12 protein-coding genes and 4 pseudogenes are annotated in these 13684 nt (G+C 63.3%); 12 read left to right on the top strand and 4 right to left on the bottom strand.

Annotated features, from left to right (window positions below; translation table 11 throughout):
* Window positions 1–16: 16 nt before the first annotated feature.
* From CGLAUT_RS04375 to CGLAUT_RS04365, 3 genes and pseudogenes are all read left to right on the top strand, one after another.
* Complete coding sequence (locus tag CGLAUT_RS04375; RefSeq protein ID WP_290186558.1) at window positions 17–1498, top strand: multicopper oxidase family protein; 1482 nt, start codon at window positions 17–19, stop codon at window positions 1496–1498.
* 194 nt (window positions 1499–1692) lie between these two features.
* Window positions 1693–2264, top strand: a pseudogene (locus tag CGLAUT_RS04370) (TlpA family protein disulfide reductase).
* Between the two features lie 68 nt (window positions 2265–2332).
* Window positions 2333–2562: pseudogene (locus CGLAUT_RS04365) on the top strand (cytochrome c biogenesis protein CcdA); the annotation flags it as partial.
* An 81-nt stretch (window positions 2563–2643) separates the two neighbouring features.
* Here the strand turns inward: CGLAUT_RS04365 and CGLAUT_RS04360 are convergent.
* Window positions 2644–3224, bottom strand: a pseudogene (locus tag CGLAUT_RS04360) (recombinase family protein).
* Window positions 3225–3461: 237 nt separating this feature from the next.
* Here CGLAUT_RS04360 and CGLAUT_RS12200 point away from each other — a divergent pair.
* Window positions 3462–3707: pseudogene (locus CGLAUT_RS12200) on the top strand (LLM class flavin-dependent oxidoreductase); the annotation flags it as partial.
* Between the two features lie 46 nt (window positions 3708–3753).
* Here the strand turns inward: CGLAUT_RS12200 and CGLAUT_RS04350 are convergent.
* Window positions 3754–4143 carry a heavy metal-responsive transcriptional regulator gene (locus CGLAUT_RS04350; protein ID WP_005290994.1) on the bottom strand — a complete coding sequence of 130 codons (390 nt, stop codon included), beginning with the start codon at window positions 4141–4143 and terminating at the stop codon, window positions 3754–3756.
* Between the two features lie 98 nt (window positions 4144–4241).
* On the opposite strand from CGLAUT_RS04350, the gene merA reads away from it, so the two are divergent.
* The 3 genes from merA (at window position 4242) to CGLAUT_RS04335 (ending at window position 6541) form a co-directional block, all read left to right on the top strand.
* The gene (gene merA, locus CGLAUT_RS04345; RefSeq protein WP_290186555.1) at window positions 4242–5663 is read left to right on the top strand and encodes a mercury(II) reductase; all 1422 of its coding nucleotides are present in this window, start codon (window positions 4242–4244) and stop codon (window positions 5661–5663) included.
* A complete protein-coding gene (gene merT, locus CGLAUT_RS04340) occupies window positions 5660–6010 on the top strand; it encodes a mercuric ion transporter MerT (RefSeq protein ID WP_005293255.1) in 351 nt (116 codons plus the stop codon). The genes merA and merT overlap by 4 nt, the downstream gene beginning before the upstream one ends.
* Window positions 6011–6202: 192 nt before the next feature.
* Window positions 6203–6541, top strand: a complete 339-nt coding sequence (locus tag CGLAUT_RS04335) for a peptide chain release factor I (protein ID WP_290186552.1) — start codon at window positions 6203–6205, stop codon at window positions 6539–6541.
* 53 nt (window positions 6542–6594) lie between these two features.
* Here CGLAUT_RS04335 and ychF read toward each other — a convergent pair whose 3' ends face one another.
* A complete protein-coding gene (gene ychF / locus CGLAUT_RS04330) occupies window positions 6595–7680 on the bottom strand; it encodes a redox-regulated ATPase YchF (protein ID WP_290186550.1) in 1086 nt (361 codons plus the stop codon).
* Window positions 7681–7775: 95 nt separating this feature from the next.
* Here ychF and CGLAUT_RS04325 point away from each other — a divergent pair, with 95 nt between their 5' ends.
* From CGLAUT_RS04325 to CGLAUT_RS04315, 3 genes are read left to right on the top strand one after another with little or no spacing between them, the layout of a single operon-like run.
* Window positions 7776–9203, top strand: a complete 1428-nt coding sequence (locus CGLAUT_RS04325) for an AI-2E family transporter (RefSeq protein ID WP_425551709.1) — start codon at window positions 7776–7778, stop codon at window positions 9201–9203.
* Between the two features lie 8 nt (window positions 9204–9211).
* Complete coding sequence (locus CGLAUT_RS04320) at window positions 9212–10261, top strand: DNA recombination protein RmuC (protein WP_290186547.1); 1050 nt, start codon at window positions 9212–9214, stop codon at window positions 10259–10261.
* 41 nt (window positions 10262–10302) lie between these two features.
* Window positions 10303–10950: a DUF6542 domain-containing protein gene (locus tag CGLAUT_RS04315; protein ID WP_290186546.1), complete on the top strand. Its 648-nt coding sequence runs from the start codon at window positions 10303–10305 to the stop codon at window positions 10948–10950.
* Here CGLAUT_RS04315 and CGLAUT_RS04310 read toward each other — a convergent pair whose 3' ends face one another.
* Window positions 10951–11907: a 4-hydroxy-3-methylbut-2-enyl diphosphate reductase gene (locus tag CGLAUT_RS04310; RefSeq protein WP_290186544.1), complete on the bottom strand. Its 957-nt coding sequence runs from the start codon at window positions 11905–11907 to the stop codon at window positions 10951–10953.
* A gap of 130 nt (window positions 11908–12037) precedes the next feature.
* Here CGLAUT_RS04310 and xseA point away from each other — a divergent pair, with 130 nt between their 5' ends.
* Window positions 12038–13312 carry an exodeoxyribonuclease VII large subunit gene (gene xseA / locus CGLAUT_RS04305; RefSeq protein ID WP_425551708.1) on the top strand — a complete coding sequence of 425 codons (1275 nt, stop codon included), beginning with the start codon at window positions 12038–12040 and terminating at the stop codon, window positions 13310–13312.
* 55 nt (window positions 13313–13367) lie between these two features.
* A complete protein-coding gene (locus CGLAUT_RS04300; protein ID WP_290186540.1) occupies window positions 13368–13670 on the top strand; it encodes an exodeoxyribonuclease VII small subunit in 303 nt (100 codons plus the stop codon).
* The last annotated feature ends 14 nt before the right edge of the window (window positions 13671–13684 follow it).

Here is a 13684-nt window from a genome sequence, read left to right as displayed (position 1 = left end):
CCAGGAAGGTTAAATCATGACGAACGCGTTTTCCCGACGACAGTTTCTGCTCGGCGGGCTCGTCCTCGCCGGCACCGGCGCCCTGGCCGCCTGCACCAGCGACCCTGGACCCGCTGCCTCGGCACCAGGTCCCTCCCTTCGCCCCACTCCCACCCCCACTGCGCTCGGTGAGCCGACGGTGCGCCGGACACTGACCGCCCGGCCCCTCTCCCTGGATATCGGCGGCATCGAAGCCAACACGTGGGGATACGTCTCTGACACCGGGGATGCGGCCATTGAGGCCACCGCCGGCGACGTCCTGCAGGTCGATATCACCAATGAACTGCCTGAGAGCACCTCCATCCACTGGCACGGCATCGCACTCCACAACGCAGCCGACGGTGTGCCCGGCATGACCCAGGACCCCATTGAACCTGGCGAGTCTTTCTCCTATGTTTTTGAAGTCCCCCACGGTGGCACCTACTTCTACCATTCCCACACCGGCCTGCAGCTTGATCGCGGCCTCCACGCCCCTCTGATCATCCGTGACCCGCAAGACGCTGAGGACCAGGACGTCGAGTGGACCATCGTGCTCGACGACTGGGTCGATGGCATTCAGGGCACTCCCGACGATGAGCTCGACAAGCTCACCGGAATGGGTTCGGGCGACCATAACGGGAGGATGGGAATGGGAGGTCACGGCCAGATGATGCACGGCACCCCGGACCGGGTACTGGGCGGGGATGCCGGCGATGTGATGTATCCGCACTACCTCATCAACGGACGTATCCCCCGTGCTCACCGGACCTTCGAGGCTCGCCCGGGCGACAAGGCCCGCCTGCGGTTTATCAACTCCGGCGGTGACACCATCTTCAAGGTGGCCCTCGGTGGTCACCGCATGACCGTCACCCACACCGACGGCTTCCCTGTCCAGCCCAGGGAGACCGAATCGATCTACCTGTCGATGGGCGAGCGTGTCGACGTCGAGGTCATCCTCGGCGACGGCATATTCCCGCTCACGGCTTTGGCGGTGGGTAAGGACGACCGCGCCTTCGCCGTCATCCGCACCGCCGGCGGCCAGGCCCCCCGCCCCGATGTCGACTTCCCCGAGTTGTCGTCCACCGGACTGCTTCTGTCCTCCCTAAAGCCAGCAGACCGTGCACTCCTGCCCGAGGGCACACCAGACCGAGAAGTCAGCATCGACCTGGGCGGGCAGATGATGCCGTATGAATGGAGCATTCTCACCGACGGCCAATCCTCCTCCGCAACCGTGCAGGAGAGCCAGCGCCTGCGGATGGTCATGCGCAACAGGACCATGATGCCCCATCCCATGCACATCCACGGCCACACATGGGCGCTGCCCGGCAGCGGCGGGCTACGCAAGGACACCGTCCTTCTCCGCCACGGTGAAACCATGATCGCCGACCTGATCGCTGACAACCCCGGTGAGTGGGCATTTCACTGCCACAACGCCTATCACATGGAAACCGGGATGCTCAGCTCGCTTCGCTACGAGTAACCCCCCACAGCAGGGTTGAGTGCCGAGGTGGGCAGAGTCGCTGCAGACCACCCACCGGGCAGCACGATGACCTCCCTCGGTGTTGTGGTCTTCCGGGACAAGCAGAACACCGTCTTCTTCCCCACCGCCCCGGAATAAGGAGATCTAATCCATACCGAGCACACCCCCGCAGAGCCGCCATCGCGGTTGCCGCGGTGCTCACCGCCGTGACCCTGGTGGCCTGTTCTCAGGCGACGGCGCCCGAAACGCCGTCGCCGTCGGGGGCACCTTCCAGTTCCACTCACCAGGAGGCCAAACCGAGATTATCTACGCAAAGGAGGAACGTGCCCCGCTGCCGGACTTCTCCGGCCCGTCACTGAAGGAGGCGGGTGATGAGATCAGCCTGTCTGATTTTGAAGGCGAGGTCGTCGTCCTCAACGCTTGGGGCCAGTGGTGTGCACCGTGTCGGGCGGAAGTCGATGACCTGCAGCTTGTCCAGGAGACTCTCGACCCCCTCGGTGGCACGGTGCTGAGCATCAACGTCCGTGACTACAACCAGACCATCGCCCAGGACTTCAAACTCGACAACGCGGTGACCTATCCCTCGATCTACGACCCGCCGTTTCGTATCGCTGCGGCCCTGGGTGGGGTGCCGACCTCGGTCATCCCGACCACCATTGTCCTGGACCGAAGCCACCGCCCGGCCGCGGTGTTCCTGAGGGAAGTCACCGCCGATGACATCCTTGATGCCGCCCTGCCGCTGGCCGAGGAGGCACCAGCATCATGACCGTCGATGTGATGGCGTAGTTGGCGATCGGCCAGCAGTTCGCCGACGCCTCGGCCACCGGGCCACTGATGATCGGCATCCTGGCTGCGGCAGCTGCGGGTCTGATCTCGTTCGCCTCCCCGTGCGTCGTACCCCTGGTACCCGGGTATATGTCGTATCTGGCCAGTGTGGTCGGCGGGGAGGTCGACTACGACGCCGAGGGGGCACGGTGGTCACCAAACGCCAGTGGGCGGTAGCGGGTGCGGCCGGGTTGTTCATTCTCGGCTTCACCATCGTCTTTGTGCTGGCCACCGTCACCGGGGGTGTCCCCCGAGTAGTGGACACGGCGTTGGTGTCAATCTATTGCGCAGTAAACGTGCCTATAGAATGGCTGGCCACTTCACTGTTTAATTAACGTGTCAATGAAATAGCTGCCTAGTACATAGTGCAATCTACGTGTCAATAAAGTGGCTGGGACAGTAGAGAGCACGCAAGAAGGGCCAATTGAAGCAGCAATGCACTGCACGCTGGCGATATCGCGCATGGAATTACCGCGTTCGATAGCACGATAGATACCAAGTACAGCCTCCGCCTCAGCAGAGATGATCTCACCTGTTGAGCTGTAGCCAATAGGACGTGCACCGCCGGAACACCAGCGCCCTTGCTCAGCACGCTGCTGTTGGGCGCGTAACTGCCTAGCCCCTTTACGCTCGACTTCACCGCGTGCCACGGCCGCCTTGATGCGCGCGAACATCCGGCCTCCGTCAGTACTGAGGTCCGCATCATCATTCGCGGTGACAAGCTTCAACCCGTGCTCTTCTGCTCTGTCGATCCACTCTTCGAGCTGCGCAGGCTGTCGTGTTAGACGATCCAAGTCCCAGCAGATAATTGCGTCTAGCTCGCCTCGCTCATAGCTAGGACCATCGCGTCGTAGTCAGGACGTGCCACGTCTTTATTAGAGGCCGAGATCGACTGATCCACATAGGTGGGCACGACAGTCCAGCCACGCTGCTTTGCAATCGCTTCACAGTCTTCTCGCTAACGCTCGATGGCAAGACCGTCCATTGCAGCATCGAGCGAGATGCGACGGTAAATGGCAGCACGTGTTGTCATATGACTAACACTGGCGCGCCTTACGTTACGTTGAACTTGAACTCCACGGTATGTCGTTGCAAAGTTACTCCCTCTCGTTAACACCATCAAAAGGAGTGTTATCCAATGAAAGCGTTCGGCTTCTTAAGCTTCGGGCATTACGCCTTCGGCAGCTAGTGCGGGCCATCTGCGGAAAAGATCGGCAAGACTCGTCTGGAGATCACCCAGGCTGCGGACGAAATCGGCGTGAACAACGCGTCCTTCCGAGTCCACCACTTCGCGCTGCAGGCCTCCGCCCCGATGCCGCTGCTGTGTGCTATCGCGACCACCACCAAAATCATCGAGGCGGGCACCGGCGGCATCGACATGCGCTAGCGCATATCGGGGTTGTAGCGTTTGAGTCATTGACTCCCGCCGTCTACAAGTACCTACACACTTGATCGGTGCTGCACGTTTCAGGATCCGGGTGCGCGGCGTCCTGGCTAAGGTCCGCGATAGTGTCGCGCAGCACGGAGAGCTGCGCGATCTGCTGCTCGATCTCAGCGAGGCGCACGTCAAGCAGGTCGCGCACGTGCTCGCAGGGCGCATGGCCGCCGTCGCGGATGTCGAGGATCTGGCGGATCTGGGCGAGGGTGAGGCCCGCGGCCTGGCCGCGGTGGATGAAGTCGATCCGAGCGACCGTCTCGGGCGCGTAGTCGCGGTATCCGGACGGCGTGCGCTCGGTCGGGGGCAGAAGGCCCTGTTCCTCGTAGAAGCGAAGGGTCTTCGCGGTAGTGCCCGCCCTCTCGGCGAGTTCTCCGATCCACATTGCTGTCTCCCTCCGTGGCCGCGCTTGACCTTCCCCTGCACTGGAAGGTCCAGTATGGCTGAGACAGAGCAGAAAGCCAAGAGTTGACAGGAGTAGCGATGCCTACGAAGTACGATCTCGCCATCATCGGATCGGGAGGCGGCGCGTTCGCCGCTGCGATCCGCGCCAGCACGCTCGGGAAGTCGGTGGTGATGATCGAGCGCGGGACGCTCGGCGGCACCTGCGTGAACACGGGCTGCGTCCCGTCGAAGGCGCTCATTGCCGCGGCCGGCGCGCGGCACGTCGCGATCGACGCCGCAACCCGGTTCCCCGGGATCGCGACGACGGCGGATCCCGTCGACATGCCCGCGCTGATCGCTGGGAAGCAAGCGTTGGTGGAGTCGCTGCGCGGCGAGAAGTACGCCGACGTCGCCGACTCCTACGGCTGGCAGGTCCTCCGCGGCGACGCCTCGTTCGTGGGCACCCCTGATGCGCCGGTTCTCGATGTTGCCGGATCCGACGGAAGCGTCGAGACCATCGAGGCCCACCACTACCTGGTCGCGACTGGTTCTCGCCCGTGGGCACCGCCGATCGACGGCCTGGAGGAGACCGGATACCTGACCTCGACCACGGCGATGGAGCTGACGGAGGTCCCCGAGTCGCTGCTGGTGCTCGGCGGCGGCTACGTCGCCCTGGAGCAGGCGCAGCTGTTCGCCCGCCTCGGCTCGCAGGTCACGCTGCTCGTGCGGTCCCGGCTCGCCTCGAAGGAGGAGCCGGAGGTGTCGAAGGCGCTCCAGGGGGTGTTCGCCGACGAAGGCATCCGCGTCGTCAGCCGCGCAGTGCCCACCCGGGTCTCCCGCGGCACGGGAGGCGAGGCCGTCGTGACCGCCGCCTTGTCCGGCGGCTCGCAGGAGTTCCGCGCCGACCAGGTCCTGGTCGCCCTCGGACGCCGTCCCGTCACCGATGGCCTGAACCTCGATGCGGTCGGGGTGAATACCGGAGACTCCGGCGAGGTGGTCGTCTCCGACCGGCTGCAGTCCTCGAACCCGCGGGTCTGGGCCGCGGGCGACGTGACCGGGCACCCCGAGTTCGTCTACGTCGCCGCCCACCACGGCACCCTCGTCGCCGAGAACGCGTTCGCCGACGCCGACCGGTCCGTCGACTACGCCCGCCTGCCGCGGGTGACGTTCACCGGGCCCGCGATCGGCGCGGTCGGGATGACCGAGAAGGACGTCCTCGCCGCGGGGATCCGCTGCGACTGCCGCGTCCTGCCCCTGCACCACGTGCCCCGCGCCTTGGTGAACCGCGACACCCGCGGGTTCATCAAGATCGTCGTGAACGCCGAGACGAACGAGATCCTCGGCCTGACCGCCGTCGCCAAGGACGCCGGGGAGCTCGCCGCCGCAGGCGTCCACGTGCTCGGCAGGACCGTCGCCGAGGTCGCCAACGCCTGGGCCCCCTACCTGACCATGGCCGAGGGCATCCGGATCGCCGCGAAGGCCTTCACCACCGACCCGTCGCTGCTGTCGTGCTGCGCATGAACGGCAACGCAGGCAATCGGGGAGATCTCATCCTGAAGCAGACGATGAGCGCCGATCAGGACCGCGACGAATGGCGCGCCGGTCCCGTCGTCGCTGCAGTGACCGGGCTGCTCTTGCTGGCATGCTGCGCGCTTCCGTCGCTGCTCTGCTGCGGCCTGCCGTTCATCGCGGCGGGCGGAGCACTCGCAGGCGTCGGTGGGCTCCTCGGTAATCCCTGGATCATCGGTGCCGGGACCGCCGTCGTGATGGCCGTCATGGCGGGGATGCTCGTCAGGCTACGGCGGCGGCACCGGCGCCGCAGGTCCGGCTGCTGCGAAAATCCTTCGACCGCTGATCGGAACCGGTAGTTCGAGCGGATCCAGCGATCACTGCCACCTGCGGAGGCCGCTGAAATCGAAGCCCGACGGGAGAAGGAGGAGCAAAAAGCGTTCGAATCAACCGGTGACGAGGATAATACTGAGGCTGGATCCCGGCCGTCGCGACGCGGTCTCCGCTTCCGCCGAGACGAGAAAGGGTTGTGGGCACCTAGGCTGGGCGGCATGAACGACCTGACCATAGCGCCCGGCCCGGGGATCCCCGACGGTGCGGTCATCGCCGCCGATCTCGCGGAGCGTTTCGCGAAATCGTCGACTCCAGGCGGCCAGGGCGTCAACACGACGGACGGCAAAGTTCAGCTTTCCATCAATGTCGCCGAATGCGCATCGCTTACCGACGCCCAGCGTCACCGTATCTCGCGCAACCTCGAGCACCGCCTAGACGGCTCCGTCTTTACCGTGACTGCGTCGACTCAGCGGTCTGTGTTTCGCTCCTGGTCCTCTCGCTTGCACCTGCGACACAGCCTCGTGCCCCGGGCCGTAGCGTTCGGGGGAGCACAATAGCCCCAGTCCTCATCACGTCCCGGGATCAAAGAGTTCATCGCAGAGGTTAAGCACTACACGTTGAACTTGAACTCGACGACGTCGCCGTCGACCATGACGTAGTCCTTGCCCTCTTGGCGGACCTTGCCCTTGGCGCGGGCCTCAGCCATAGTGCCCAGCTCGTCCAGGTCGTCGAAGGCCACAATCTCCGCCTTGATGAAGCCCTTCTCAAAGTCGGAGTGAATCACGCCGGCCGCCTTCGGCGCGGTGTCACCCTTGCGGATGGTCCACGCACGCGCCTCCTTCGGCCCCGCGGTCAGGTACGTCTGCAGGCCAAGCGTGTCAAAACCAGCCTTGGTCAGAGTCTGCAAGCCCGGCTCCTCTTGGCCGACTGCGGCGAGCAGCTCGGCGGCGTCTTCGTCGTCAAGCTCGAGCAGCTCCGTCTCGGTCTGGGCGTCGAGGAATACAGCCTCCGCCGGAGCGACTAAGTCACGCAGCTCTTGCTTCTTGGCATCGTCGGTGAGCACCGCCTCGTCGGAGTTGAAGACGTAGAGGAACGGCTTCGCCGTCATCAGGTGCAGGTGGTGCAGCAAGCCGAGGTTGACTTCCCCGCCCTTGGAAGCGGCGAAGAGCGTGCGCCCGTCTTCAAGCACGGCCTGCGCCTTCTTCGCTTCAGCAGCCTGCGCGGCGACGTCCTTATCCTTGCGGCCGTCCTTCTCCAGACGCGGCAGGGCCTTTTCAATGGTCTGCAGGTCCGCGAGGATCAGCTCGGTGTTGATCACGTCGATATCGTTAGCGGGGTCGACACGGCCGTCAACGTGAATGACATTGTCGTCGCTGAACGCGCGTACGACCTGACAGATCGCGTCCGCCTCGCGGATGTTAGCCAGGAAGGCATTGCCCATACCCTCACCTTCAGACGCGCCCTTGACAATGCCGGCGATGTCCACGAAGGACACGGTGGCGGGCAGAATCCGCTCGGAGGTGAAAATCTCCGCGAGGCGGTCAAGGCGCGGGTCCGGCAGCTCCACCAGGCCAACATTCGGCTCGATGGTGGCAAACGGGTAGTTGGCAGCCAGCACCTCATTGCGCGTCAACGCGTTGAACAAGGTGGATTTACCAACGTTGGGCAGACCGACAATTCCAAGAGTAAGGCTCACGCTGGGCAATCCTAGCCCACGGCAGGTCACGGTCGTGCAGGTGGTTTGGAAAGCAATCGTCGCAAAGCAAATGCCCGTAGTGCACAATGGTGCGGGTGAGCACAACCAAGAACGATGCCGACGACAAGCAGGTAATTCGGGGCGCGGCGGAAGACCACGGCGACCGGGTTGATCGTGGCTTGGTGCTCAACGAGTGGGTGAAATCCACCGCAATGTTCGCGCTGCGGATGATCATCATCGCGGTGTTCCTGTACGCCCTCGCGCAAGTAATCGGCGCGTTTTGGGCCGGCATCTTGCCGATGGTGCTCGCGCTGATCATCTGCACCGTGCTCGCGCCGATCGCGACATGGATGCGCCGCCGTAAGGTGCCATCCGGGATTGCAGCTGCGATAACCCTGCTCGGTTTCGTTGCAATCATCGGCGCGATTTTCATGCTCATCGCCCCGGATGTCGTGGCCCACTCGCGGGTGCTGTACCTGCAAGCTTTGGAAGGCATCCAGCGTCTGCAGCTTTGGCTGCAAGGCGAGCCGCTCAATCTCAACCCGGATGACCTCAACCAGGCGGTCAACGAGATCGCGCAGTGGGTGCAAAACCAGGCGGGTGCGATCGCCGGCGGCGTGATTTCGGGCATCGGCACAACCGCAGGCCTCGCCGTCACCCTCGTCGTCATCATGGTGCTCACTTTCTTCTTCCTCAAAGACGGCCACCGTTTCCTGCCGTGGCTGCGTTCCGCATCAGGCGGGCGCAGCGGCCTGCACGCCACAGAGCTGCTCACTCGCGCATGGAACACCCTCTCCGGGTTCATTCGGGCACAGGCAATTGTTTCGCTTATCGACGCCCTCTTTATCGGCGTTGGTATCTGGCTCGTGGGCGTGCCCATGGCGTTCACCCTGTCGGTGATCACGTTCATGGCCGGGTTCATCCCAATCGTCGGCGCTGTGGTCGCCGGCGCGCTCGCGGTTCTGGTCGCGCTCGTGTCCCTCGGCTTCACCAAAGCGCTGATCGTGCTCGGCATCGTCATCCTCGTGCAGCAGCTCGAGGGCAACGTTCTCTCCCCCATGCTCCAATCTCGCGCGATGAACCTCCACCCCGTCATCGTGCTGATCTCGGTGACCATCGGCGGTGGCTTGTTCGGGCTTGTCGGCGCATTCCTTGCTGTGCCGGCCGCGGCAATGATCGCGGTGGCCTACCGCTACATGCTGGACATGCTGCGCATCCACTCCGGCGAGCGCAAGGCCGAAGAGATCGACTTCCTCACCCCCGAGGGATTGGCAATTGCCCAGATCGAAGAGCGTGAATCGGTTTACGCGCGTAAGGAGTGGCGCGGCGAGCGCGACTGGTCCGCCTCCCCCGTCATTGATGACGTCGTCGAGCCTGCTGCAGCGACGAGCCGCGGCAGCACCAGCTGGGCGAACTTGCGCAAGCGCAGCGCCAAGATCCGCCGTCAAGGCGGGAAGCGCATCGCAGAAACGTTCGAGAAAACGGCGCGTAATAGAGACTCGAAGTCGGAGTCGTCTGATTAGCTAGCGGTATGCCTACCGCCACCGGACTCCTCATCTTTCTCACCGGCCTGCTGCTCGGCGTCCTCGCAGGCGGAATTGCAGCACTCACGTGGGCGCGCCGCACCGCCCCAGAGCCCACGCCCAGCGCGCCCATACCCGACATGCGCCCGATCGTCCGCTCCCTCGAGCGCATGCAGGACCAGCTCGGTGCGATGGAACGCGATCAAGCCGTCTCCGTCTCCGCGCTCGCCGGGCAAGTCCAAGCCATCGGCCGCACCTCCGCGCGTCTCGGCGATCGCACCGACCAGCTCCTCAACGCACTTCGCTCGCCCCAAACCCGCGGGCGGTGGGGCGAAATGCAGCTACAGCGGGTGGTTGAGCTCGGAGGCATGCTCGAGCACGTCGACTTCGAGGTTCAAGAGCACATGCTTATCGACGCCTCGGTGGTACGCCCCGACATGATCATCCGCCTTGCACAGGGGCGCATGATCGTCGTCGATGCGAAGGTGCCGTTCAGTTCCTACCTCGACGCGCTGTCGACGGAGGATCCGGAAGAAAAGCAGGGGTACCTGCGCCGCCATGCCCATCTGCTGCGTGCACACGTGGACACCCTCTCGAAGAAGCCCTACATCGAGGCGTTCCAGCCCACTCCGGAGTTCGTGGTGATGTTCGTGCCCGCCGACCCGTTCCTCGACGCTGGTCTGGCGATCGACCCGGAGCTGCTCGACTACGCTTTTGCCCGCGACGTCATCATTGCGACCCCAAGCAGCCTGTTCGCGCTCCTCCGAACCGTCGCACTCGGATGGCGCCAAGACGCGCTGAACGAAAAGGCGCGGGAGATTCAGCGCCTGGGTACGGAGCTGCACCACCGACTCGGGGTCATGGGTGAGCACTACAACCGCCTTGGTGCGTCACTCGAGAAAGCGGTTGAAGCCTTCAACGCCACACTTGCCTCAGTGGATTCGCGGGTGATGGTCACCGCTCGCCGCCTCGAAGAGCTTGACGTGCCTGGTAAGCGCAGTGCCTCAGCCGCCCTAAAACCGGTTTCTGTCACCCCGCGCAAAGTTGATATTGGCTGAATCGATGGTTGAGACTTGGCCGCGGGGTAGACTCTTTCAGCGTGTCCCAAACGCCGAACCGAACCCGCCACGCAACAACGACCACGTTCGTTGGTTTGCCGACAGGTTCGGCGATTGGAATTAACTTTGCGGCTCTGTTCACCGGGGCGTTGATCGCAGTCTGGACCGGTTCCATCGGCTGGCCACTTTTGGCCCTGTTCGCGGCGGCCGTGATTATCACAACCACGGTCGTGAACCCGCGCGGTATTTACCTCACCGTGGTCACAGCACCACTGCTCTTCTTCATTTCTGTGATCGCGGTCGGGTACCTGCTGTCGCGGGATCAATTGTCCACAGGTGGAACCTCCTCTCGGACAGCCCAGCTCCTCGTGGTCTACCCGCTTGTGGAGTTGTTCCCTGTCCTGGCCGCAGTCACGCTCGGCGCGATCATCATCGGCTGGGTTCGCATTCGCTTGATCAAGCGGCAAAACGACGCGCTTCTCGAGCGTGAAACTGCGGAGCGCAGCCGCGCATCGGAAAGCAACCGGCGCACCAATATCGAGGGGCGGCGGGCTCGCGAGCGTTCTCGCGCGGTGTCGGTGCAAGAACTTGTCAGCCGAGAGCGCGACCGCAGCGGACGCGCGAGGTCAGCACACGGCGGGTCGACGCGAGTTGTCAATCGCCTAGGTGACGACCTCTACAGCGAATAGCTATTGCTTCGCCGGTACGCGCAGATCGCGGGGCAAGGCGAAGGTAATGGTCTCCACTGTGGTGGTGACTTCCTCCACGTTGCTAAAGCCCCGCTCATCAAGGTGCTCAACAACCTGCTGCACGAGGATTTCCGGCACCGATGCACCCGAGGTCAGTCCCACAGTCTCGACACCTTCAAGCCAGGCCTCATCGATTTGGTGCGCGTAATCCACAAGGTGCGAGTCCTTTGCCCCCGCCTCGAGCGCGACCTCAACTAGACGCTTCGAGTTCGAGGAGTTCTGCGAACCAACGACAATGACCAGGTCACAGCGCGGTGCAATGTTCTTCACCGCAGCCTGGCGGTTCTGCGTCGCGTAGCAAATGTCGTCGCTTGGCGGATCCTGCAGGTGCGGGAAGCGCTCCTTAAGCTTGGTGACGATCTCCATCGTCTCGTCCACACTCAGCGTCGTCTGGCTGAGCCACACAAGCTTTTGCTCCGGCGCAAATTCCGGCAGCGCCTCGACGCCTTTAACTCCGTCAACGAGGTGGGTCACTTCCGGCGCTTCGCCGGAGGTGCCCTCGACTTCCTCATGGCCTTCGTGCCCGATGAGCAGAATCTGGTAGCCGTCGCGCGCGAATCGCTTCGCCTCGTTGTGCACCTTGGTCACCAGCGGGCAGGATGCATCAAGCGCGAGCAGATTGCGCTTCACCGCGGATTCACGGACGGCCGGGGAAACGCCGTGGGCGGAGAATACGACGTGGGCACCTTCCGGCACCTCCTCGTTCTCTTCAACAAAGATGACACCTTGGTCCTCGAGGGTGCGGACGACATATTTGTTGTGCACGATTTCCTTGCGCACATAGATCGGCGCACCGTACTTCTCCAGCGCTTTCTCCACGGTCTCCACCGCGCGGTCGACGCCAGCGCAGTAGCCGCGCGGCGCGGCCAGAAGAACAGTCTTACCCTGATCAGTCATGGAACCGACCCTACCGAAGTTGCGTCTAAAACCCTAGATACCAGCAGCGCTCGGAAGCGGCGCTCTAGCCTATTGTTAAAGATTCTCGACGGCTTCAAACGGTGCGGGACGACAGTGCGAAAAGGAGATGATGGTGACGCAGGCGAGCAAGCAAGCTGACGATGCTGCCGGTTCTAAGAGCTCCGCTGAACAACCCTGGAGCGTGTCCAAGCTCAACACAAGCGTGAAAGGCTGGATTGAGCGCCTCGGCTGGCTGTGGGTGGAGGGCCAACTCACCCAGGTCAACACCAAACCGACCTGGAGCTTTTCCTACCTCACCCTGCGCGATACACAAGCGGAAGCGAGCGTGGAGCTGATCGCCGACACGCGTCTGCTCACATCGATGCCCAGTCCACCACGTGACGGCGACCACGTCGTGGTGCACGGCAAGCCGAACTTCTTCACCAAACGCGGTTCGTTCTCGATGCGGGTAAGCGAGATCCGCCACGTGGGCGCTGGCGAGCTGCTTGCGCGGATCGAGGAACTGCGCCGCAAACTGGCGGCTGAAGGACTGTTTGCGCCAGAACGCAAGCGTCCCATCCCCTACCTTCCAAACAAGATCGGCCTGATTACCGGCAAAGGATCGGCGGCAGAGCGCGACGTGTTGAGCGTTGCGCGTGGGCGCTGGCCGGGTGTGAAGTTCGAAGTCATCAACACCGCGGTCCAGGGCGTGCGCACGGTTCCTGAGGTCATCGCTGCTTTAGAACGATTGGATCGTGACCCCGAGGTAGATGTCATCATCATCGCCCGCGGCGGCGGCTCGGTAGAGGATCTGCTGCCGTTTTCAGAAGAGGCATTGCAGCGAGCAGTCGCAGCTGCCGGCACCCCGGTGGTATCTGCGATCGGACACGAACCGGATAGCCCAGTACTCGACAACGTGGCCGACGTGCGCGCTGCGACACCGACTGACGCGGCAAAACGAGTCGTGCCAGATGTCGCAGAGCAAATAGCTTGGGTTGCGGAGATGCGAGACCGCAGTGCCGCAGCATTGCGCGGCTGGGTGCAGCGCGAATTTCAGGGGCTGCAGAATATGCGTTCTCGTCCCGCGTTGGCTAATCCGCTTGCGTCGATCACGCAGCGCAGCGAGGAGATCTCGCGAGAGATCCAACGGATGCGTCGGGAAATCTCGTTGACAGTGCAGCAGCAGAGCGCCTTGGTTGCATCCTTGCGCGCCCAGGTGGCAACGCTTGGCCCATCGGCGACGTTGGCGCGGGGATACGCCGTCGTCCAAGTCCTGCCACGCGATGGCAGCGGCCCCGAGGTAGTGACAAGCATTGAACAGTCCCCGCCCGGCTCACAACTGAGGGTGCGCGTTGGCGACGGCTCCATCTCAGCTGCATCGATGGGTGTCACACGCGCAGACTAAGCAGCGCAAAACGGCGTTTCTATAAAACCAAGTTACAAACCAAGGAGACTTTGAAATGGCAGAGAACACATTCGGCGCGGGCCAGGCCGGAGCAAACGCATTCCCAGATCCAGAATCGCTGAGCTACGAGCAGGCGCGAGCCGAGCTAGTCGAGACAGTGAAGATTCTCGAGTTAGGACAGATGAGCCTGGACGAATCGCTGAAGTATTGGGAGCGCGGCGAAGCGCTCGCAAAGCGCTGCGAGGTCCTGCTCCAAGGTGCTGCCCGGCGCGTTGAGGCCGTGGTCGGTGAGCGTGAGGAAGCATCATCAAGCGCTGACGACCCTGACAACGCTGACAACTCTGCCGACGCTGAATAGGTTTTCCTCGCCGC

The sequence above is a fragment of the Corynebacterium glaucum genome (assembly GCF_030408855.1).
Classification (GTDB): Bacteria; Actinomycetota; Actinomycetes; order Mycobacteriales; family Mycobacteriaceae; genus Corynebacterium; species Corynebacterium glaucum.
Note: the sequence above shows the minus strand (reverse complement) of the source record. Positions and strands in the feature narration are given on the sequence as shown.